At 40.5% G+C, this 21,472-nt stretch carries 17 protein-coding genes and 1 pseudogene; 6 read left to right on the forward strand and 12 right to left on the reverse strand.

Going from position 1 to position 21,472, the window contains the following annotated elements; translation table 11 throughout:
* The 3 genes and pseudogenes from IQ246_RS02545 to IQ246_RS02555 all read left to right on the forward strand — a co-directional run.
* Nucleotides 1-837: pseudogene (locus tag IQ246_RS02545) on the forward strand (penicillin-binding protein 1C); the annotation flags it as partial.
* 74 nt (nucleotides 838-911) lie between these two features.
* Nucleotides 912-1,484, forward strand: a complete 573-nt coding sequence (locus tag IQ246_RS02550; RefSeq protein WP_193999830.1) for a Uma2 family endonuclease — start codon at nucleotides 912-914, stop codon at nucleotides 1,482-1,484.
* 28 nt (nucleotides 1,485-1,512) lie between these two features.
* Nucleotides 1,513-1,719 carry a hypothetical protein gene (locus tag IQ246_RS02555; RefSeq protein WP_193999904.1) on the forward strand — a complete coding sequence of 69 codons (207 nt, stop codon included), beginning with the start codon at nucleotides 1,513-1,515 and terminating at the stop codon, nucleotides 1,717-1,719.
* On the opposite strand, the gene IQ246_RS02560 is transcribed toward IQ246_RS02555, so the two are convergent.
* From IQ246_RS02560 to IQ246_RS02590, 7 genes are all read right to left on the reverse strand, one after another.
* Nucleotides 1,684-2,085, reverse strand: a complete 402-nt coding sequence (locus IQ246_RS02560; RefSeq protein WP_193999832.1) for a salt stress protein, Slr1339 family — start codon at nucleotides 2,083-2,085, stop codon at nucleotides 1,684-1,686. The genes IQ246_RS02555 and IQ246_RS02560 overlap by 36 nt on opposite strands.
* A gap of 233 nt (nucleotides 2,086-2,318) precedes the next feature.
* A complete protein-coding gene (locus tag IQ246_RS02565) occupies nucleotides 2,319-2,924 on the reverse strand; it encodes a VWA domain-containing protein (protein WP_193999834.1) in 606 nt (201 codons plus the stop codon).
* Nucleotides 2,925-2,983: 59 nt separating this feature from the next.
* Nucleotides 2,984-3,589 (reverse strand): VWA domain-containing protein, encoded by a 606-nt coding sequence (locus tag IQ246_RS02570; RefSeq protein ID WP_193999836.1) that lies wholly within the window; start codon nucleotides 3,587-3,589, stop codon nucleotides 2,984-2,986.
* A 235-nt stretch (nucleotides 3,590-3,824) separates the two neighbouring features.
* Nucleotides 3,825-3,968 carry a hypothetical protein gene (locus tag IQ246_RS02575; RefSeq protein WP_193999838.1) on the reverse strand — a complete coding sequence of 48 codons (144 nt, stop codon included), beginning with the start codon at nucleotides 3,966-3,968 and terminating at the stop codon, nucleotides 3,825-3,827.
* Nucleotides 3,969-4,092: 124 nt separating this feature from the next.
* Nucleotides 4,093-4,965, reverse strand: a complete 873-nt coding sequence (locus tag IQ246_RS02580) for an ABC transporter ATP-binding protein (protein WP_244141910.1) — start codon at nucleotides 4,963-4,965, stop codon at nucleotides 4,093-4,095.
* Nucleotides 4,966-5,028: 63 nt separating this feature from the next.
* Nucleotides 5,029-6,069, reverse strand: coding sequence for an iron ABC transporter permease (locus IQ246_RS02585; RefSeq protein WP_193999840.1), 1,041 nt, complete (start codon nucleotides 6,067-6,069; stop codon nucleotides 5,029-5,031).
* Nucleotides 6,066-7,097 carry an iron ABC transporter permease gene (locus IQ246_RS02590; RefSeq protein WP_193999842.1) on the reverse strand — a complete coding sequence of 344 codons (1,032 nt, stop codon included), beginning with the start codon at nucleotides 7,095-7,097 and terminating at the stop codon, nucleotides 6,066-6,068. The genes IQ246_RS02585 and IQ246_RS02590 overlap by 4 nt, the downstream gene beginning before the upstream one ends.
* A 467-nt stretch (nucleotides 7,098-7,564) precedes the next feature.
* On the opposite strand from IQ246_RS02590, the gene IQ246_RS02595 reads away from it, so the two are divergent.
* Complete coding sequence (locus tag IQ246_RS02595) at nucleotides 7,565-9,670, forward strand: acylase (RefSeq protein WP_193999844.1); 2,106 nt, start codon at nucleotides 7,565-7,567, stop codon at nucleotides 9,668-9,670.
* A gap of 258 nt (nucleotides 9,671-9,928) precedes the next feature.
* Here IQ246_RS02595 and fetB read toward each other — a convergent pair whose 3' ends face one another.
* The 3 genes from fetB to IQ246_RS02610 all read right to left on the reverse strand — a co-directional run bounded on the left by fetB (nucleotide 9,929) and on the right by IQ246_RS02610 (nucleotide 12,786).
* Nucleotides 9,929-10,726, reverse strand: coding sequence for an iron export ABC transporter permease subunit FetB (gene fetB, locus IQ246_RS02600; protein WP_193999846.1), 798 nt, complete (start codon nucleotides 10,724-10,726; stop codon nucleotides 9,929-9,931).
* The gene (locus IQ246_RS02605) at nucleotides 10,726-11,427 is read right to left on the reverse strand and encodes an ATP-binding cassette domain-containing protein (RefSeq protein WP_193999848.1); all 702 of its coding nucleotides are present in this window, start codon (nucleotides 11,425-11,427) and stop codon (nucleotides 10,726-10,728) included. The genes fetB and IQ246_RS02605 overlap by 1 nt, the downstream gene beginning before the upstream one ends.
* Before the next feature lie 363 nt (nucleotides 11,428-11,790).
* Nucleotides 11,791-12,786 (reverse strand): sucrase ferredoxin, encoded by a 996-nt coding sequence (locus IQ246_RS02610; RefSeq protein ID WP_193999850.1) that lies wholly within the window; start codon nucleotides 12,784-12,786, stop codon nucleotides 11,791-11,793.
* Nucleotides 12,787-13,297: 511 nt separating this feature from the next.
* Here IQ246_RS02610 and IQ246_RS02615 point away from each other — a divergent pair.
* Both IQ246_RS02615 and IQ246_RS02620 read left to right on the forward strand, forming a co-directional pair.
* Nucleotides 13,298-15,067, forward strand: coding sequence for an ABC transporter ATP-binding protein (locus IQ246_RS02615; RefSeq protein ID WP_193999852.1), 1,770 nt, complete (start codon nucleotides 13,298-13,300; stop codon nucleotides 15,065-15,067).
* Between the two features lie 217 nt (nucleotides 15,068-15,284).
* Nucleotides 15,285-17,156, forward strand: coding sequence for an ABC transporter ATP-binding protein (locus tag IQ246_RS02620; protein WP_193999854.1), 1,872 nt, complete (start codon nucleotides 15,285-15,287; stop codon nucleotides 17,154-17,156).
* A 16-nt stretch (nucleotides 17,157-17,172) separates the two neighbouring features.
* On the opposite strand, the gene IQ246_RS02625 is transcribed toward IQ246_RS02620, so the two are convergent.
* Nucleotides 17,173-18,153, reverse strand: coding sequence for an iron-siderophore ABC transporter substrate-binding protein (locus IQ246_RS02625; protein ID WP_193999856.1), 981 nt, complete (start codon nucleotides 18,151-18,153; stop codon nucleotides 17,173-17,175).
* A gap of 95 nt (nucleotides 18,154-18,248) precedes the next feature.
* Nucleotides 18,249-20,957 carry a TonB-dependent receptor gene (locus IQ246_RS02630; RefSeq protein ID WP_193999858.1) on the reverse strand — a complete coding sequence of 903 codons (2,709 nt, stop codon included), beginning with the start codon at nucleotides 20,955-20,957 and terminating at the stop codon, nucleotides 18,249-18,251.
* Between the last annotated feature and the right edge of the window lie 515 nt (nucleotides 20,958-21,472).

The following is a 21,472-nucleotide window of genomic DNA, read 5'->3' on the forward strand; positions in this document are numbered from 1 at the left end:
CCCCATGCCCTATGCCCCATCTCCCATACCCCATTTAACCCTACAACATGGCAACTAATTATTGATATGTTAAGCGATCGCCATGCTCGTGCAACAGCTTTTGGTGTAGACTCTGTATTAAATTTACCCTTTGCTGCTGCTGTTAAAACTGGTACTTCTTCCAACTTCCGTGATACTTGGACGGTTGGCTTCACTACTGATTACACCGTTGCTACTTGGGTAGGCAATTTTAACGGCGAACCGATGCGACAGGTTTCAGGTGTTACAGGTGCAGCACCTCTATGGAATCGAATTATGTTACACTTGCACGAACATCAAGAACCAACAGATTTTCAACCTCCAAAAGGTTTAGTTAAACTCCAGATGTGTGCAACTTCTGGATTAAGACCAACACCTGATTGTACCTCAATAGTACAGGAATATTTCTACCCTGAAGATAAACAAGCCTACGCAACTCAGAACAATTCCAATTTGCCGCCAGAGTATGATGAATGGTTAGCAAAACAGCAGCAATTTAGTGTTACTTCTAGCAATCTGAGGATTTTATCTCCGCATCATGGCGATTTATTCTTACTGTATCCAGGTAACGAAGCGAAGCAAAAGCTGGAGTTTAAGCTAACAGGGACAACATCTAAATCTGTAGAGTGGTGGTTGAATGGTGAAAAGTTAGCTACACAGTCAGCTAATTCTTTATTTTGGTATTTGCATCCTGGTAATTGGACTTTAGAAGCGAGAAGCGGTGAAATCAGCGACAAAGTAAGTTTTCAAGTGGAGTTAGCTAGTATCAAACCCACGCGACGCGGTTTTTCTATTGTTAATTCTCAAGTAAAGAAGTAGACGCACAGCCCCTTGTAGATAGACATCACCTTAAAAATCTAAAATAGAGTCATCCCCCAACCTCAAAACCAACCATGACTCAATTTAAAACTCAACTCACTCTTGAGGAATTCCTCGCACTTCCTGAAGGAGACATCACCTACGAATTCATTGACGCAGAAGCTGTTCCCAAATTTAAAAACGACAAAATGTCACCAAAATTTTTTCATAGTTCTATAACAGGTGCGTTATTTATACTATTGTCTGCATGGGCACAAGAAAAGGGGCGGGTTGTAATTGAATGGGCAATTAAGCTAACACGAAATCAACAAGACTGGGTTCCTGTAGCAGATTTGACTTATGTTTCTTATCATCGTCTTTCTGCTGATTGGTTGCAAGATGAAGCTTGTCCTGTTCCACCCGAATTAGTCATTGAAATTATCTCCCCTGGCCAAACTTTCGGAGAAATGACAGAAAAAGCAACTGATTATCTAAAAGCTAAAGTTCAGCGAGTTTGGATTATTGATACTAGAGCAAAAACTATTACTATTTTTTATCCCGATATTCTCCCTCAAACCAGACGCAGTACTGATAGTTTAGAAGATTCCCTATTTGAAGGGCTACAAATTACACCTCAACAAATCTTCCAACAAGCAAGAATTTCCTAACTTACATACTGATATCCGAAACCTAATTTTGAAAATTGGGCATTGGGCATTGGGGATTGGGCATTGGGCATTGGGGATTGGGCATTGGGCATTGGGGATTGGGCATTGGGCATTGGGGATTGGGCATTGGGCATTAGAGTCCCAGTCCCATGGGCGCGTTTCCCACGCTACTTACCACAATGGGGGGAACTCCCGCAAATTAGTTGTTTTGCAAGTATTCAATCGCCGCCTCTAATTTTGAGGAATATCTTTCAGCAAACCGTTCAAACCAAAGTCCTTCAGACGAGAAAGGATCTAATTTAGCTAACCATTCTTTTGCCTGCGCTCTCAAAGTCTCTATTTGTTTGGCTTTTAGTTGTTCTTGTCGAATTTGTTCTTGTTCTAGTTCTTGTTGCCTTTTTAACTCCTCAGCAGCCTCCTGAACTGCAAAATCTGCCTTAATTTCCGCTAAAATATTATCTACTAAAGATGGTGATTTTGTTGACGGTTGGATAAATGATTTGAACGATTTGGCTGAGTTTGACTTTGGTTGCTGCTGTTTGGGTTGTATTTCTTCGTACTCAGCTTTGAGTTGAGCTAACAAATCATCAATGGAATCCATTGTTGCAATTCCTATAAACAGTATAGCTATAAGTAATCCGGTTTGATTGCTGAATCACTCGTAGAAACAGGGAATGGGAAATAGGGAAGAAGTAATAAAGGTGTACTGAATTTTTTTCAAAAATTAAATAATAATCCTATAGTACTTAGGAACCGAAATCCACATCCTGACTGAAAAAATATCAAAAACCTGGAAAATAGGATTTTTGATATTTTGAATTCTGTAAAAAATGGCTAGTCATTAATAGCATTCAACAGCACTTCTGATAGAGTCAAATCTTCCATATCTTCCATAGTGATCGTGTCACAGATATCAAACTTAGCACCAGCACTTTGGAGCTCATCATCTAATACTTTGAGAAAGCGAGTGGCTTGCTGATCTGTACCTACTTGAATGAAGGAAATAGCTAGTTCTTCATCTCTATCCATACGGCGAGAAGTTTCAATAATTACCTTCATTACCGCTTTGCGATCGTCTGGTTCGCCATCAGTAACCACCAAAATTGTTTCACCATTGGGCTTAATTTTACCAGATGCTTTGCGTTGAAAGTAATCATCAGTTGCGTGTTGCAATACTGCTGCCAAATCAGTAGTACCAGAGGGGTCATTTTCTTGAAAAATTTGTGATACTTTACTTGATGTGATGTTTTCATAGCGTTTGAATCTACCAGAAAAGACATAGATAGTGATGCCATCAGGATCAAATTGCTCACACTTACTAGCTAAAGCTAAAGTAGATTCTTGTGCTGCTACCCATCGGCTTCTACCACCTTTTTGATCTGGAGTTGCCATGCTGCCACTTTTGTCTATTATCAAGGTATAATCACGATTTTCTAACATTATGTAATTCTCCAATTAAGAGTCAAAAGTAAGAATTGAGTAGGCTCTGAACTATATATTTAGTCAGTTATTGCATTCATCAATACATCTGCCAGACTCATGTCTTCTAAATCATCTAAAGTTATTGTGTCGCAAATATCAAATTTAGCACCAACACTTTGCAACTGATCGTCCAAAGCTTTAAGAAACTTAGTTGCTTGGGTATCTGAACCTACTTGAATAATAGAAATTCCTAATTCTTCATCACGCTCCATTTGGCGAGTAGCTTGAATTATGATTTCAAATACTGCTTTGCGATCATCTGGTTCGCCGTCAGTAATGACTAAAATTGTCTCGCCATTGGGTTTGGTTTGACCAGCTGCTTTGCGTTTAAAGTAATTATTGAGGGCATCCTGAAGTACACTTGCTAAGTTGGTCGTGCCAGCAGGGTCGTTTTCAAGAAATATCTGCGCGACTTTGGCCGAGGTAACATCATCGTAACGTTTAAATCTACCAGAAAACAAGTAAACAGTAATCCCATCTGGGTCAAACTGTTCGCATTTTCTTGCTAAAGCCAGAGTAGACTCTTGGGCTATATCCCATCTACTTCTACCACCTGCTTGGTCAGGGGTGGACATACTACCACTTTTGTCAATGATTAATGTATAGTCGCGATCGCTCATCATATTATTCCTTTGATTGTTATCCTGTGGTACTAGTCTAACCTCGCTCTTTCACGCCTTACTAAGGGTTTTAAGCTTTTGTATCAATCTTGCTACTCAAAACGCTTGGCTGAGGCAGCTTTTGAATCTGATTCCGCTACTCAAATGTTACTCATTTTTACAGCGATCGCAATCATGGAGGCTAAGTATGGCTAAAAACAACTTTACTTGTGAGGACTGCGCTGGCGAAGCATCTCTGTCAAGCAAAGGCAAACTGCTGTAGTATCCGGTTTCTCAGCACTTGCAAAGCCCAATGCCCTCTGGCGCGATTTCTCCTAAAAGGCCCGGTAAATAGCCGCGCTCCGCTAACGCCGTTTTTTCCATATCTTTTTTGAGCGTTCACTATGCTTTTTTATTTGACGCGATCGCAGTCTGAAAAATTGTGTTTTTTAGCCCGATTCTGTCCAATATATTAACCTGAATATTCAGCACACTGTTCGTGACACCGAACTTGCATCTACCAAGTTTCAAGGGCGAATGGCATGATTAACGTTTAGAACCCCTGTTGAATTGTTGCCCATCTCCCCGGAAAAAAATCGCTCTCCCATATTGACTCTTCCCTTGCGTCCTATGGGTACACACATCGGTGTCCCCACAACTGGATCAGCCAAAATACGACACTCTAAGCCAAAAACTTCTTGTACCATTTCCTCAGTCATTACCTGCTTGGGTTCTCCAGCGGTGAAAATCCTGCCTTGTTTTACCGCAACCAAGTAATCAGCATAACGACAAGCCTGATTTAAATCATGTAGCACCATGACAATAGTTCGTCCCTGATGCTGGTTCAATTCATATAACAAATCTAAAACTTCTATCTGATGTGCCAAATCCAAAAAAGTAGTCGGTTCATCCAACAGTAAAATATCTGTATCTTGCGCTAGTGCCATTGCAATCCAGGCACGTTGTCGTTGTCCACCAGACAAGGTATCTAATCCTCTTTCGGCTAACTCTAACAAACTTGTAATCTCTAGTGCCTGTTGGACAATTATTTCATCTTTTTCTGACCACTGCTGCAACCAATTTTGATAAGGATAACGTCCTTGTGCCACCAAGTCTCTGACTGTTAATCCTTCCGGTGCAACTGGGCCTTGCGGTAAGATGCCTAATTGCTTCGCTACGTCCTTAGTAGAAAGATTAAAAATAGATTGTCCATCAAGATAGACTGTACCGCCATAGGGTTTGAGAAGTCTAGCTAGACCTCGCAACAATGTTGATTTACCGCAACCATTTGCACCTACTAAAACACTAATTTGTTCGGTGGGAATTGACAAATTCAGGTCACGAATAATTGGCACACCATCATAAGCTAAAGACAGACCCTTGGTTGATAATCCTTTCATAGTTAATACCATCTTGAATTTTGTAGCTTGCTTCCCGTAGGGTATTTTGAATTGATTTGCCCACTATTTTTTTCGATTACGAATTAACAAATAGAGAAAATAAGGTGCGCCAATAGCAGCAGTCACTACCCCACAAGGAATTTCTATGGGTGCAAAGAGCGTTCTTCCTAGCAAGTCTGCCAACACAACAATCATGCCCCCCAAGAGTGCGGAAGTAGGAATCAAGCCTTCATGGGTTGCACCTACCAATTGTCGTCCTAAATGGGGTGCGATTAAACCAATAAAACCAATATTTCCGGCGGTGGCGACTCCTGCACCTGCTAAAGCTACACCCACCAGCACGAGTAAACCACGTTGCCATTCCACTTGACTACCTAAACTTTTGGCGACATCATCTCCCAAGTTAAGAGCGTTCAAATGTCTTGCTAGTATCAAAGCCATAGGTACAAAAACAATTAACCAAGGTAACAAAGAAAAGACTTGCTCCCAAGTCCGGCCGTAAACGCTCCCTGCTAACCAAACCAAAGCATTACTAACGTCAGTAATTTCGCCAAAGGTAATCATCAAGCTGGTTATGGCACTGGCGATCGCAGACAAGCCAATACCCATCAAAATTAATAGAATTGGGGAACTACCGTTATTCCAAGCCAGTGAGTAAATTAAAGCCGCCATTAGCAAAGCACCAGCAAAGGCTGCTAGAGGTAAAGTATAAATTGGTGCTAATGGAAACAGTACAATTACAAAAACTGCCGCCAGACTCGCCCCATCGTTGATACCGATAATACCTGGGTCTGCCAATGGATTGCGTGTCAGTCCTTGAAAGATAGTGCCAGAAATTGCCAGCGCCATTCCCACCATAAAAGCTACAAGGGTGCGGGGTAGACGTAGATTCTGAATCACGAATGGATGGTCTGGGTTTCCTGTATCTAAGCCCAATACAGTTTTCACGATATCTAAAGGCGAGATTGGATATTCACCTTTGGCCACATTCATCACCATCGCCACTGCGATCGCTACTGCTAAACATAACAGTATGACTGGTACACGTCGGTCGATGCGGAAAGATATCGCTTGGGAACGAATGACTAGCCAATTAAAACTCATTTTTTCACCTTTGACTTAGCCAGGTATATAAAAAAAGGAGCGCCAACGATTGCTGTCATTACACCTACAGGTAACTCCTGCGGTTTGAGCAGCACACGGGCAGCAATATCTGCGATCAAAAGTAAAATCGCGCCTAAAACTGCACAATAAGGTAATATCCAACGATAATCGGCTTTAATGTAAAATCTCACTATATGCGGAACTACTAAACCAATGAAGCCGATTGGCCCTGCAAGGGCAACGGAACTGCCTGCTAGTAAGACTACGCTGATAGCGGTAAATATTTTGATCCAAGCTGTCTGTTGACCCAACCCTTTGGCGACATCTTCACCTAAACTCATAGTGGTAATTTGTCTGCCGAGGGCAAAAGCTACCACTAATCCCATACCGACGAAAGGCAGTAGTTGTAAGAATAAATTAAAATCTCGACCAGATAATGAACCAGCTAACCAAAATCTAACTTGTTCGAGTGTTTGTTGACTGACAAGAAGGATACCAGTAGTGAAGGAAGAAATTAGAGCAGTTAACGCCGCTCCCGCTACGGTTAGATTCAGTGGGGTGGCTCCTCCTCGTCCCAGAGAACCAAGGATGTAAACTAACACCGCTGTTACTCCCGCACCCAAAAAGGCCACAAGGGCGTAAATGCTTAGGGATGAACTGCCAAAAACAAAAATTGCCACTACGACAAATAGGGCGGCTCCCGACTCAATACCTAAAATACCTGGATCTGCTAAGGGGTTTCGCGTCAAACCCTGCATCAATGCTCCCGATACAGCCAGGGCTGAACCTACAAGGATAGCAATTAGCGATCGCGGTAATCTCAGGGTCTGAATAACTAAGTGATCGTATGAACCATCAAAGGCTATAAAAGATGTCAAAACCCTACCTAGAGGTATTTCTGCTGCACCTAGCGTCACACTGTACACCAAACAAATTAGCAGCATACATAATCCCAAAACCAGACCAAATAAGGCTGATATTTGTGGCTGTTTTAATTCTCTAGGTGATACTGTGGTCGCTTTGATCATGATCCTGTCGTTATTTGAAAATATTACGCGGCACTGTACTAGTTATTTTTCAATAGATAATATCAATATTTAACAGTATTTTAATCATGAAGTTGATAATCTTTCTTGATAAATATATAGATTACATGATCATGTAGCCTTTTCCCCATTTTTTAAAAGGAATAAAAGATACCCTTCTAGCTTTGATATAGTTTCTCAACAAAATGGTATTGTTAGATCAACTTAAATCTGCCTTGTCCAAGTCACTTGCGTGCCAACAGGGGATTGAGGACTGGGTACTAGCGATTGGGTAGTAAAAATTGTGTAATAAGAATTGCGAGCTAGAGGGAGAACGAGGACATAAAGAACAAAGGAGAATTATTTAAAAAGTTACTCCTTTGTCTTGTCCCCATCCCCCATCCCCCATGCCCAATGCCCAATGCCCAATGCCCAATGCCCAAGCATTACATCTGTAAATGGTGGTGTTCATGAGGATTGATAGTTTACTCAAGGTTTACAAAATAAAATCAATACGCGTTTTACCCTTAATACTCAGTTTGATACTGGTTTTGCTTGTAGGCAGCCGCACTATGGCTGTACCAACAAAATCCACAGAGATATTATGGGATACTTATGGTGTACCGCATATTTACGGTAAAGATGACCAGAGTGCATTTTATGCCTTTGGTTGGGCACAAATGCAAAGTCATGGAGATTTACTTTTGCGTCTCTATGGTCAAGCACGGGGACGTGCGGCCGAATATTGGGGAGAAGAATACCTAGAGTCAGATCGTTGGGTACAGACTGCGGGAGTACCAGAACGCGCTAGTGCTTGGTACAAAGCACAGAGTCCAACTTTTCGTAGTTATCTTGACGCTTTTGCTACTGGGATCAATGCTTATGCAAAACAAAATCCTAACTTAATTAATGATGAAGTTGAGGCGGTGCTACCAGTCAAGGCAGAAGATGTCATGGCTCACTTACATCGGGTACTCAATTTCACCTTTGTGGTCAATCCGGAGCAAGTATTAGACCTGAGCAAAGAAAAGTTGCAAGCAGGATCTAATGGTTGGGCGATCGCACCAAGTCATTCTGCTGATGGGAATGCTATGTTGTTAGCAAACCCACATCTACCTTGGTCTGATTTATTTTTGTGGTATGAAGCTCAAATCACCGCACCAGGGATTGACGCTTATGGGGCAACACTTGTAGGTATTCCCGTATTAGCGATCGCCTTTAACAACAACTTAGGTTGGACTCACACCGTTAATACTTATGATGGTTGGGATGTTTATGAACTCACACTCGCAGGTAATGGTTATCGGTTTGATGACAAAGTTCGTAACTTTCAGACAAAAACCCTCTCCTTAAAGGTGAAGCAGAAAGATGGTTCCTTACAAAAGCAACCATTAGTCGTGAAAAGTTCTGTCCACGGGCCTGTGGTAGCCGAGAAAAATGGTAAAGCCGTGGCGCTGAGGGTTGCAGGACTTGATCGACCAGGTGTACTCCAGCAGTGGTGGGATATGGCACGAGCAAAAAATCTTGCCCAGTTTGAAAAGACACTCCAGCGCTTACAATTGCCAATGTTTACGGTGATGTATGCAGATCGAAAAGGGCATATTATGCACCTATTCAACGGTCAAGTTCCAGTACGCTCCAAGGGTGATTTTGAATACTGGGAAGGCATAATTCCAGGAAATATGTCTAAAACTTTGTGGACAAAAATTCATCCTTACCAAGATTTACCACGCATAGTTGACCCCAAAAGTGGCTGGTTGCAAAATACAAATGACCCACCTTGGACAACTACATTTCCAGTCGCCATCAAAGCAGATAATTACCCGCCTTACATAGCACCTCGTTTCATGGGTTTCCGCTCACAACGTTCTGTAAGGATGTTGGCTGAGGATGACAAAATCTCTTTTGATGAAATGATTGCATACAAGCACTCTACCCGCATGGAACTGGCTGATCGGATTTTGGATGATTTAATTCCGGCTGCACGCAAGTACGGTCAGGACTTAGGGCAAAAAGCAGCTAATGTCCTAGAAGCCTGGGATCGACAAGCCAATGCAGATAGTCGCGGGGCGGTACTATTTGCCTTTTGGATACAACAGATGGACTTAGATAAAGCGTTTAGCAAACCTTGGAATGAAAATTCTCCACGCACCACACCCGATGGTTTAGCTAATCCGGAAAGTGCAGTTGCAACTCTGCAAGCAGTCGCAGCAGAGGTAGAAAAGACTTATGGGGCGCTTGATGTACCTTGGGGTCAGGTTTTTCGGCTACGGTTAGGTGATGTGGATTTGCCTGGTAATGGTGGTGATGGTAGCCTGGGAATTTTTCGAGTACTAAATTCTGCTCCCGCAACAAACGGGCAGTTCCAAGCTGTTGGAGGTGATTCCTATGTGGCTGCAATTGAATTTTCCAACCCTGTACGAGCAATGGCACTCACCAGCTACGGTAACGCAACTCAACCCGGATCGCCCCACATCAGCGATCAGTTACAGATGTTCGCTAACAAAAAGTTGCGGACTGTGTGGCGCGATCGCTCTAAGATTCTTGCTCATTTAGAAGAACGTAAAATATTCTGAGGTCAATTAGACATCTGGTGAAAAAGTAGAGACGTAGCACTGCTACGTCTCTACAAGGGTTATGGGTAACGCATATTTAATTTCTACCAGATGTCTATTGTCTACTTTTGGCCTTTGCGATGTCTGCGACGGGCTACGTCTACGCCCACAAACTTCTAAGTGTCTGGGGCGATCGCATGAGGCCATATTCTTTATTTGAGTGTAAATAGGTGAGAATAAACTTGTTCCATTTGTGCAGAGTTGTCACGAAAATTGTGTTTAGCTTTGCTTGTACAAAGCATCTGTCATCTGATGTTTTTGATTAAATAGCGATAAAAACGCCAGTAATACAACTCCGATGGTAGCGATCGCAGTTCCCGATGCTTGGGCAAAAATAATCACAATTTGGTAGCGGATAGCATCCACAGGACTAGCACCAGCCAAAATCTGACCAGTCATCATTCCTGGTAGACTAACTAACCCCATCACCATCATTGAGTTAATTGTGGGAATCATCCCGATTCTTAATGCTTCTTTAATTGGTTGATGTGCAGCTTCCCAACGAGTTGCACCTAAAGTTAATAGTGCTTCTACTTGTTCTCGACGATTAATTAAATCTTCCATAAAACGTTCTAACGTCAGAGATGTACCAGTCAGGGCATTACCTAAAATCATACCTAACAGAGGAATAAGATACTGGGGATCGTACCAAGGATGTACTTGAATAATCGCGCTAACAGTAAAGCCTGTAACTAAAAATGAACCACAAAAAAGCGAAATAAAATTATTCCAGTAAATGCTGGCAAATCGTCGGCGAGTCCGATTAACACTTGATAGACTTGCCATAATCGTCATCGCTAGAGCTAACGCTATAATTAATATTGGATTACGAAGAGTAAATACCCATTGTAACAAGTATCCTACCAACAACAATTGCACTACCATGCGTAGTGAAGCAATTAAAAGACTTTTTCCTAGCCCTAAATTCAGAGCGAATGAAAGACCTATATTAATGAGAATAAATAAAGCCGCTAATGCAAGTTGGATGTAACTAATAGAAAGATAACTGGCTGCCATTATTCGTTAAACTCTAAGTTAATTTGACGATGGGTAATGCGCTGCAATTGTGCTGAATCGTGACTTGTCCAAAGATATGCTCGTTGGGTGTCTTCTTTTTGCCAAGCTGCAACCAAAGCTTCTAAACAATTGGCTGTGGCGACATCTAATGAGGCGGTAGGTTCATCAAGTAATAATACTAAAGGGGAAAGTTGCAAAGCACGCAGAAAAGCCACAATTTGAGATTCACCGCCAGAAATTGCACTCACAGGACGTTGTAAAAAATCAGCAGGTTTATGTAAAAGTTGTAAATAATTAAGAATTAGCTCGCGTTTATAAACTTGATGTCGATGGGCTGCTAAACGATAAACTTGTTTTAAATTATCTTCTACAGTTCCTTCCCAAAGTGCAGGGCGCTGGTGGAGATAAACAACTTGAGAGCGATAATAAGGTGTGTAGTAAGCATCGATAGATTTTCCTTGAAAAAAAATGTATCCTGCTTGTATTGGATCGAGAGTAGCAATCATTCTTAGCAGCTGACTTTTACCAGAACCTGAAGCACCAACTACAGCAATGCGTTCTCCTGGTAGAAGTTCAAAATTTAAATTTTGCCATAACCATTGATTTTTGATTTTTCTACCTAAACCTTGTACTGATAAAATTGGAGCGTTAGTAAATGATTCGGAATTGGTGATAGAGCTTTTACTTAGTTGATTGGCCATTCAGCTTGTTTGTAGTAGTTTTTTTAATAGAGTTGTTGGCAAATAACCCTCTTCTCTCACTGTTTATAATGCCAATATACCGTCGATTAGAGGGCACTTATTTAGGTAATTTTTCACAGCCATTATCGAGTTGATAGAAGATGCCATCCAACATCTCTGTTTTTGTTCAGTTGGGCGGTCTAGTCTGCTTCTTTGTCCGCAATATCTGAGACAGTAGAGGTTCAAGAATTTCCCACTCTTAGTCTGTTAACTAGAGTACAGCATAGCTGCCGCATCAGGCTTTTGCCGTCAATGTACTTCGATACAGTAAAAGATGTGAAATGGGTTCTATAGCAATGTAGATATCGCAACAAATGTTGAATGCTACTCTACTTCTACTAAATGACTAACACGATATTGCTTAATTTTTTCCAAGGGTTCATTTTCTCCCGAATAAAAAGCGGTCATTACATAACCACTAACTTCTACCTTAGCTTCATAAGCACCGCTTTTACTTCCATCTGGTGTAGTGAAATCAATCCGAACATCTGCCCATTCTTGATTAATTTGATCCTGAGCAATAACTTGACCTGATTTTTGGTATTTGAGCCAATTCCAGCCCACTTGGAGCCATATTTCTCTTTCTACAATTTGCACCAATTTGGATAAACCACCCCATCCCCGATAATAAGGGTAAAGTTCTTTGACGGAACCATGATTCCATATCAATAAATCCAAAATTTCTGGCTGCAAATGACCGTAGTAGCGTCCTTGAGGTAAATCAACTAGGGTAGGCGCAAACTGATGACCACCAAAATGGCTACATCGCCAAACCCGCAAGTTGCTATTAGTTACAGCAGCATACTCAGAACGCAATTTTTGATAAAGAGGATAACCAAATCTGCTACAAGCAGCATCAACGTTACCGTGGTTGCAAACAAGTAATTCTCTAAGATGATTACTTTTTTGCCGATACTGTTCAAAATCTGGTAGCTTTTCTGGTTCTTTTATTAAAGCCAGTGCTAAAGCACCAATTTCAGCATCGGGTACGAGAAATTCTTGTTTCTCATACTCAGCAAATAACCCTGCTGGTCTATGGTAGTGAAAGACGTGCTTATAACCAGGTATAGAGTACTCCGGATCTGGAGCGATCGCCAGCTGCCGAATTGTTCTACCATGTTCCCAAACAAAATTCAATGCGTCCAACACTCCTTGCGGCATAGGTTCGGGTTCAATCCAAATCTCAACTGGCCAGGGTTGTGGAGCTTCAATAATTAAATATTGTTCAACTGCTATGGCAGAGCCAATGGGGTCTTCACCATTAGCTTGGGAAATTTCGGAACAGAAACGGCATTTGTTACGGGTCTGATTGATTACCATATTTAAATTGACCTACACACCATAAAATATTAATAGGACTTACGCAACTGGCACACAAGGCTTCTGGTATAAGAGTCAAGGGTCAAGGGTCAAGGGGAGCCACTGCGCCCTTGCGGCTCTTTTGACTTGTTCGCGCAGCGGCAACCACAGGAGAAGCAAGTGGCGTTCAAGAATCAAGATTTTTTGGACTTTTGACCTTTGACTCTGGACAACCTCTGGCGTTAAAAATATGACACTTGCGTAAGTCCTGATTAAAAAGAATCGCCCGTTGCTCATTGTTTCAACAGTCGCTCGGATTTTTATAAATGAATTTTTGGTATTTTGCTTTTTTGCACTGCTAAAGCCAGTAAATCATAATTTTAATGAAATTTATTAGTAATAAATTACTTAAAAAGAATTATTGCTGGGTTAACAGTCGTTTCTATAGTATACTGTTTTTGCATAATTTTCTCAATTAGTTTTGATTGGATTACAACTTTCAGAACAATCCTGGCTAAGATTTGGCGACGTTATGAAAATTGGTCTAAAACAGTTTTGGAATTTATTCATAGACTACCTTAAGCCTCAAAAGGGGCGCGTTGCCAAGTTTGCGATCGCTCTATTAACTAGTATCGGTTTGCAACTCCTCAATCCGCAAATTCTACGTAATTTCATTGATACGGCTGTAGCGGGTGGCTCCGTGCAAAACTTATTCTCCGCCGCATTTCTATTTATCGGTGTAGCTTTAGTAATGCAATTAATGTCAATTGTGGCTACATACTACGGCGAAAACGTTGCTTGGACAGCTACTAATGCCTTACGTGCTGATTTAGTTGAGCATTGCCTAAAACTCGATTTATCTTTTCACAAGGTTTCTACACCTGGTGAATTAGTGGAACGAGTGGACGGTGATATTCACAATCTTTCAGAATTCTTCTCAAAATTTAGCGTTTACATCTTAGGTAGTTTGCTGCTGATTTTGGGTGTGATTGTGGTCATGTTCGCCGAAGATTGGCGAGCTGGTATGACTATTTCATTTTTCGCCCTGACTGCGCTGTCTACTCTAATTCGTCTACGTTCCATCGCCGTCCCCTTTTGGGGAAGTTATCGCCAAATCAATGCAGAGTTTTTCGGATTTTTGGGTGAGCAACTAACTGGCATTGAAGACATCAGGGCAAATGGTGCCAAAAATTATGTTATGCACCGCTTCTATAAAATTCTGCAACGCTGGCTACCAACCTATCACAAAGCACGCTTTGCTGATACTATCCTCTGGGGTACAACTAACGGTATATTCACGCTAGGTAATATCATTGCTTTGGCTGTAGCTCTTTACCTTTGGAATCAAAAAGCGATCACTATCGGAACTGCATACATATTTTTTTACTACACGACTCTTCTAAGCGAACCAATTGAGCAAATTCGCACTCAGTTAGAAGAGCTTCAACAAGCAGAAGCCAGTATTTATCGTATTCAAGACTTATTTCAAATGCAATCACAACTGAGTGCAGGAGGCAAAGAGTTACTTCCTAATGGCGCACTTTCTGTTACTTTTACAAATGTCTCATTTAGCTATAACGAGCGCATCAAAAGGCAAGATACAAAACCGGAATTGATACTGCAAGATATATCTTTCCATTTACCGCCCGGTCATGTATTGGGACTATTAGGACGTACAGGTAGCGGTAAAACGACTTTAGCACGGTTATTGCTGAGATTATATGACTCACAATCAGGCACAATTTGTTTGGGGAATGTGCCCATCAATCAGGCTCCCTTAACAGACTTACCCAAGCACGTCGGGCTAGTAACTCAGAATGTCCAGTTATTCCAAACCACAGTCCGCAATAATCTCACCTTTTTTAACCAAAATATCAGCGACGATCGCATCTATGAAACCTTGGAGATGCTGGGATTATCTGCATGGCTACATTCATTACCCAAAGACTTAGACACTGAATTAGGGCCTGATAGTAGCGGCTTATCAGCAGGACAGGCGCAATTATTAGCATTTACCCGTGTTTTTCTCAAAGATCCTGGCCTAGTAATTTTAGATGAAGCATCCTCACGCCTCGATCCCACAACAGAAAAACTCATTGAAAAAGCTATAGACCAGCTATTGATTGGGCGTACCGCCATCATTATCGCTCACCGATTAGCAACCGTGCAAAGAGCAAATCAAATTCTGATTTTAGACAAAGGTCGGGTTAGCGAATATGGTTTGCGGGAAGAATTAATTCCAAATTCTCATTCACGCTTTGCTCAATTACTGAAGACTGGTTTGACAGATTTATTAGTATGAATAAAAGGCAGGAGGTGAGCCACTGCGGTGGACAAGTCTTCCAGGATAAAGCAAGTAGCGAACCCGAAAAGCGGAAGAAACTGCTTTTACTCTCACTCTTTTGAAAATTACTTATATTTGATTTCTTCGCACCCACCTGTGGTTTTCCTCTTTTGTGGTAAGCGCCTCTGCGTGAAATGAAAAACTATTTGAAATTTATATGAGCAAAAAAAATAATATGTCAGCAACCAAAAAAACACCAGCTTGGAAATTATTATGGAACCTAATTTGCTATAAACCAAAACTGTACATAATTGATACCTTTTTTTGGATTTTAATTATGGGCTTGCCTGCCATTCCTGGGTTAATTATCCGAGAATTCTTTGATAGTCTGACAGGCGAAGCACAATTTGGATTAACACCTTTAGCTTGGATTGCATTATTGTTGGCTCTGAATTTAGGACACATTGGGACAATATTTGCAGGGCGCTTAACCAAAACTCAGCACCGTTTCATCATGAGTTCGTTGCTGCGACGCAATCTCTTAGAACGCTTGTTAAACAATCCTAATGCTCAACCTGTGACTGTTAACAGTGGGGTGGAAAAATCTGTGTCCCAAGGTGAAATTATTAGTTATTTTCGTGAAGATGCTCAACAAATAGAAGACAATGTGGCATGGATATCAGAACTACTTGGGGAAGGAATATTTGCTGTTCTTTCTTTGGTTATTTTATTAAGCGTTAATGTTCAAATGACCTTGTTTGTTTTTCTGCCTTTGGTTGGGATGATCGGCATTATTCAACAAGTAGAAAATCGCATCAAACGATACCGCAAAGCTAGTCGCGAAGCAACAGAAAAGGTGACAGGAATTTTAGGCGAAATATTTAGTTCGGTGCAAGCAATTAAAGTAGCTGGTGCAGAAAAAGATGTGCTGGATCATTTTCGCACTCTCAACGATAAACGCCGCGAAGTAATGGTCAGAGATAGCTTATTAAATGCGATGTTAGATTCAGTATTTCAAAATATGGTGAATCTAGGGACGGGTTTAACTTTGGTGCTAGCTTCTGTGTTAATTCAGAGCCAAAATAGTCAGCTGACTGTAGGTGATTTTGCTCTGTTTATTTATAATCTTTCCTTTGTCACGGGCTTTTTCAACTCTTTAGGGAGATTCATGGCATTGTACAAGCAAACTGAAGTCTCCTTTGAGCGCATGACAGCTTTGCTTTCTGGTGCGACAGCAGATACTTTGGTCGCCAAAAATCAACTTTATCTAAATAACCTGCGCGATGGGCTACGCCGCGCCGTAGGCGATCGCAAACAACCACTTTCACCCTTAGAACAACCACAAAGGCAAAAGAGCGATAAGCCTGACGACATGGCTAACGCTTACCGCTTACAATTGTTAACCATATCTAACCTCACTTACCACTATCCCGGTACTAACCAAGGAATAACAGACATCAGCTTTCAACTACAGCGCGGTAGTTTGACTGTGATTACTGGTCGCATTGGTTCTGGTAAAACGACACTGCTACGAGTTTTATTAGGATTATTATCCAAGCAATCAGGTGCTATTTATTGGAATGGGTGCTTAGTAGAAGACCCCGCTAATTTCTTTGTACCACCTCGTAGTGCTTATACTCCTCAAATTCCCCAACTGTTTAGTTATTCCTTGAGAGAAAATATTTTACTGGGTTTAGAAAAAACTGATTCCGAAATAGAAAAGGCGCTAAAAATGTCCGTATTTGAACAAGATTTAGCTGCCATGAATGAAAAAATGGAAACTTTAGTAGGAGCGAAAGGAGTTAGACTATCTGGTGGACAATTACAACGTTTAGCAGCTGCCCGAATGTTTGTTCGTAAACCAGAATTGATGGTTTTTGATGACCTTTCTAGTGCATTGGATGTAGAGACAGAATTAGCGTTATGGTCGCGGATATTTAATAACAAAATTGAAGAAGAAAATTGGATGCCAACTTGTCTTGTGGTTTCTCATCGGCGTTCTGTTTTACGTCGCGCCGACAAAATAATTCTACTGAAAGCAGGTAAAATAGCAGCGCAAGGAAAGTTAGATGAAATTATTAGTAAAGGTGAAGAGTTAAATTTTTGACTTTATCAACTCCTTTTCAGGCTGAAGCTAGATATTTAAAAAGATCATCAAGTAGCTTATTGACTCCAAAAAAACCAAATGTCCACCATCTATTTACTTGTACTGCATACACTTGATTATTTTGTGCTGCTTTTAGCGTAGTTAAAAGAGGATTTTTGAAAAAAGTTTGTGCCAATTGCTGAGTATCATTCATGATAAATAAAATATCAGCATCGTAATTTTTTAATACCTCGATACTCGATACTAAAGTATCTTCCTTTTGGTTTACTAGTGTAGGTATAAGTCTAATACCAATGTCTTGGAAAACTTGATTATAAGTTTCATTATCTGAATATGTAGCGATGAGACTTTCTGCAAAAAGATTAATCACTGATACTTCTATATCTTTTAGACGCTCACCCATTAAATTTTGTAACTTCTTAACTCGTTCATAGTATTTAGCGATGACTTGTTCTGCTTTTTCAGATTTACCTAATACTTGAGCAATAAAGCGGAGATTTTCTTTGAAAGAATAATTTAGACTCGGCAAATCTACGACAACTGTAGGTGCGATCGCTGATAATTGCTTGTAGATGCTTTTTTGATATTCACGCATCAAAATTAAATCGGGTTTGAGCATGAGAACTCTTTCCAAATTAGGCTGATTTCCCACACCAACTATCTCGATACCAGCCGCTTCATCATTGGTTACACCACGGAATAAAAAGTCGTACTCTGGAAAATAACTTACTGTACCAATTGGTTTGACACCCAAAGACAATACTGGATCTAAAAGACCAATATCATTTAATACAATTATTCGCTGTGGCTTAATAGGAATTCTTGTTTCCCCTAAAGCGTGTTTGACTAAGCGTGTAGCTACTGGTAATTGAGAATTCGCTGACTTACTATCACCCTGAAATGGCTGATTTTGGAAAAGATACCTATGACTTACCCAAAGTAAAACAATAGTCACAATTCCTAGTAAAAAAAGTTTGATAAAACGCTTGATTTTCATATTTTTGTCTCCACTTTACCCCACTTACTAAGCAATAGAAAGCTACTACGCGTCTATAAGTATGCAGACAAACGTAGTGGCTCCCATAGTGTTGACTAAAATTCAAACGAAATTGTCCCTATCACCGTAAACGGTGCGCCTGGAATTACTGTATTTCTGCCAAAGTTAAAGGACTCGAAATACGTCACGCCAAACAGGTTTTCGATATTGATAGCGGCTCTCCAATTATCCCGCTTGTAATAAATTGCGGCATCAGTTCGCAGATAGCTAGGTAATGTAAAAGTATCGTCAGCTTCATTGGTAGGAATATCACCACCTATTCTATCTGAAAGGTAATATAGCCCCAAACCGAAACCTAAACCTTGCAAATTACCTTGAAGAAATTGATAAGTTGTCCATAAACTAGCTTTGTGTTCCGGTACCTTGGGTACTCTAGAACCAACTCTCAAATCATTACTTTGTGTGATTTCAGCATCTGTATAACCGTAAGCAGCAATGATATTCCATCCAGGCGATATTTCACCAGATATATCTAGTTCAATCCCTCGGCTTCTCTGCTCTCCAATTGGAATGTTAAACACGTTTTCGTCAATTACAACTGATGTAGCAATATTAGTTTTAGTAATTTCGTAAGCTGCTAAAGTTGCTGAAAGTTTGTCATTGAAATCTACTTTGACACCCACTTCATATTGAGTACCGCGTTCAGGTTCCAAAAATGTGGCATCATTCTCAGCACGTTGAGCAAAATTTGGTGCAAACGAGCGACTATAACTAGCATAGAGTGAAATTGGTTGAATTGGCTGATATACAATACCAAGTCGGGGAGTAAAGGCTTCATCGTACTGAATAGTACGAGTATCTGAGAGCCTATCAAACTGGTTTTGATCCACAGTGTCAAAACGACCACCTATGAGAAGCTTAAAATTGTCTGAAAATGCTATCTGATCTTGCAAATAAATGCCCAATGTCTCTGTTTTGGAGTCACCATCTCTAACTACATTTGTTAGTTCTGAAAGACCTGGCCTTGAGATAACGTTGTAGATTGGATCAAAGATGTTTATAGATGGGGTTAATCCTTCAAATCGCCTCTGTGAACCATCACTCTTTTGTCTGGCGAGATCAAGTCCAACTAAGAGTGTGTGTTGGATTGAACCCGTCGTAAATTTACTAACAACATCTGTTTGTAAAGAGTACCTTTCAGTGTAGTCATCGTTGGATCGAAAGTTACGCGATAATTCACCAGTCCCCTCGTCAAGTTCTAGAGGTTGAGCGCGGTAATCAAAGCTATCATTTGAAGTGTATCGAAATGCATTGCGGAGCGTTAAGTTGTCATTAAAACGATGCTCTAGCCGATAGCCAACATTTACCTCTTCTACTTCCCGCCTGTCTCCTGGTTCACCCACAAATCTACTAGTGGGAATATCAGCAATTCCTCGACCAAAAGCAACCAAACCCTGGTCAAATGTCCGCTCATCTTTAAGATAATCTACATTAACTAATAAGTTAGTGTTATCACCAAGCTTTAAGTCAAATACAGGGCCGAAGAAAAAACGTTCACTATCTACAAAATTTCGGAAACTACTACCATTCTCGTAAGCAACATTCAGTCGATATAGTAATGATTTGTCTGGGTTGAGTGGGCCGGAAATATCAATACTAGGACGATAGTAACTATAGCTACCTACAGAGAAATCAGCCGAATAATAGGGCGTATTTAGAGGCTTTTTCGTGACTAAGTTAATGATTCCTCCTGGTTCAGCATTTCCATACAACACAGAAGCTGGCCCTTTGAGGACTTCTATTTGTTCGATATTGGCAAGTTCTCGCAATGTATCGCCAGGTTCTCTAAAACCATCTCGAAAAGTTGAATTAAAATCAAAGCCTCTAATATTGAAATTATCAACTGTTCCTGCAAAAGAATCGCCTTCTACAATACCACTAACATTACGAATTGCGTCTGTCAGCCTAATAACTTGTTGGTCTTTTAAAACTTGTCTAGGAATTACCTGAATCGACTGGGGAATGTCACGAATTGGGGTATCGGTTCTAGTGGCCGCTGATGCTTCTGGTACACGATATCTATCTTGTTCACCTGTCACAACCAATTCAATTGGTTCTTCATTCTCAGGTGTCTGCGCTGTGGGTTGTTCTGAAGGTGTTTCACTTGCTGGTTGTTCTGTTGCTGGTGTTGGCTGCGTTTGGGGAGTCTCACTAGTTGGTTGTTCTGCTGGTGGTACTTGGCTAGTGGATGTAGTTGGTATCACCCCAAAAATTAAACCTTCATTATCATCAAACAGCTCTACTTTTGGCGCACTTGCTTTACCCGTCACAGTTACCCGAATTGTATTCGCATCTAAGTTGGTTACAGTAACTGCTGTAATTCCTGTAAATGGGTTTTCTTGACTGAATACCTCACCAGTCGATAAACGTAATTGAGCGTTGGGGATATCTGCAATAAAATTATTCCCCTCGCTTTTGCTGAGAGGTTGTAACTGTTCCCCTTGAGTCGTTTCTAAAATTATCTCTAGTTGTTTATCGACTGAGTTGAGTTTGACTCCGGTAACTTGTACAACTACTGATGCTTGAACTAGCTTTTGAGTACTTTTGGTTCTGTGTTTTAATGTCTTTTTTGCAAGGCTATAGGGTTGATTTACAGTTTGTTTAGAAATCGCCTCTTGATCTGTAGAAGTTGTTTCTTGCTGTTTTTTAGGAAATTGTACTTCTTCACCCCAAGCAGAAGTTGCTAACAATAAAGCAAATGAGCCTGTCAGTAACAGGCTTTTAAGTAACAGCACTGGTTTCATCTATTTCCTCACACATGGCTAATAAGCTGTTAACACCCTGATATAATTGATTTTCTAGATGCTTACTAAAATTTATTAGCAGTAGTTTTATCAATTATTAGACTATTACATTATCAAAAAGTAGTTAAAAGAGATATGTTTTTTGCATAACTATGTCAATAAATCTAGACAAGCTATAATCTGTATATTTTTAACAGCAGTATAAATAAATACTAAATACTCGAATGTTCAGGCAAAATGCTTACCTTAATGATTTTAGGGAAAATTCAGAGGGTTGATGGATTTTATCGTGCCGTGCCTATGTAAAGCAATCAATTTGTCAATAGAAAGCATAAGACATCTATATAAAGAAGTATATTTTGCTAAAAGCCGGAATAAATAGCATAAAAATTTAATAGAATTCTGTGAAAATAAAAATTAAAAGAGAATTATTGGCGTTAATGTGATATAGATAATATTGAGAATAAATTGCAAGACCGTCTGCAAGATTCTTATTTATGAACTCTAACGATCGC

The sequence above is a fragment of the aff. Roholtiella sp. LEGE 12411 genome, assembly GCF_015206995.1.
In the GTDB taxonomy this organism is placed as follows: Bacteria; Cyanobacteriota; Cyanobacteriia; order Cyanobacteriales; family Nostocaceae; genus Komarekiella.

What these genes read in the sequence shown, in the direction of transcription:
- IQ246_RS02605 (WP_193999848.1), bottom strand. Translation starts at nt 11,427, where the DNA reads ATGGCCAATCAACTAAGTAAAAGCTCTATCACCAATTCCGAATCATTT.
- IQ246_RS02565 (WP_193999834.1), bottom strand. Translation starts at nt 2,924, where the DNA reads ATGTTAGAAAATCGTGATTATACCTTGATAATAGACAAAAGTGGCAGC.
- IQ246_RS02610 (WP_193999850.1), bottom strand. Translation starts at nt 12,786, where the DNA reads ATGGTAATCAATCAGACCCGTAACAAATGCCGTTTCTGTTCCGAAATT.
- IQ246_RS02625 (WP_193999856.1), bottom strand. Translation starts at nt 18,153, where the DNA reads ATGAAAATCAAGCGTTTTATCAAACTTTTTTTACTAGGAATTGTGACT.
- IQ246_RS02550 (WP_193999830.1), top strand. Translation starts at nt 912, where the DNA reads ATGACTCAATTTAAAACTCAACTCACTCTTGAGGAATTCCTCGCACTT.
- IQ246_RS02595 (WP_193999844.1), top strand. Translation starts at nt 7,565, where the DNA reads ATGAGGATTGATAGTTTACTCAAGGTTTACAAAATAAAATCAATACGC.
- IQ246_RS02630 (WP_193999858.1), bottom strand. Translation starts at nt 20,957, where the DNA reads ATGAAACCAGTGCTGTTACTTAAAAGCCTGTTACTGACAGGCTCATTT.
- IQ246_RS02580 (WP_244141910.1), bottom strand. Translation starts at nt 4,965, where the DNA reads ATGAAAGGATTATCAACCAAGGGTCTGTCTTTAGCTTATGATGGTGTG.
- IQ246_RS02570 (WP_193999836.1), bottom strand. Translation starts at nt 3,589, where the DNA reads ATGATGAGCGATCGCGACTATACATTAATCATTGACAAAAGTGGTAGT.
- IQ246_RS02620 (WP_193999854.1), top strand. Translation starts at nt 15,285, where the DNA reads ATGTCAGCAACCAAAAAAACACCAGCTTGGAAATTATTATGGAACCTA.
- IQ246_RS02590 (WP_193999842.1), bottom strand. Translation starts at nt 7,097, where the DNA reads ATGATCAAAGCGACCACAGTATCACCTAGAGAATTAAAACAGCCACAA.
- IQ246_RS02560 (WP_193999832.1), bottom strand. Translation starts at nt 2,085, where the DNA reads ATGGATTCCATTGATGATTTGTTAGCTCAACTCAAAGCTGAGTACGAA.
- fetB (WP_193999846.1), bottom strand. Translation starts at nt 10,726, where the DNA reads ATGGCAGCCAGTTATCTTTCTATTAGTTACATCCAACTTGCATTAGCG.
- IQ246_RS02615 (WP_193999852.1), top strand. Translation starts at nt 13,298, where the DNA reads ATGAAAATTGGTCTAAAACAGTTTTGGAATTTATTCATAGACTACCTT.
- IQ246_RS02585 (WP_193999840.1), bottom strand. Translation starts at nt 6,069, where the DNA reads ATGAGTTTTAATTGGCTAGTCATTCGTTCCCAAGCGATATCTTTCCGC.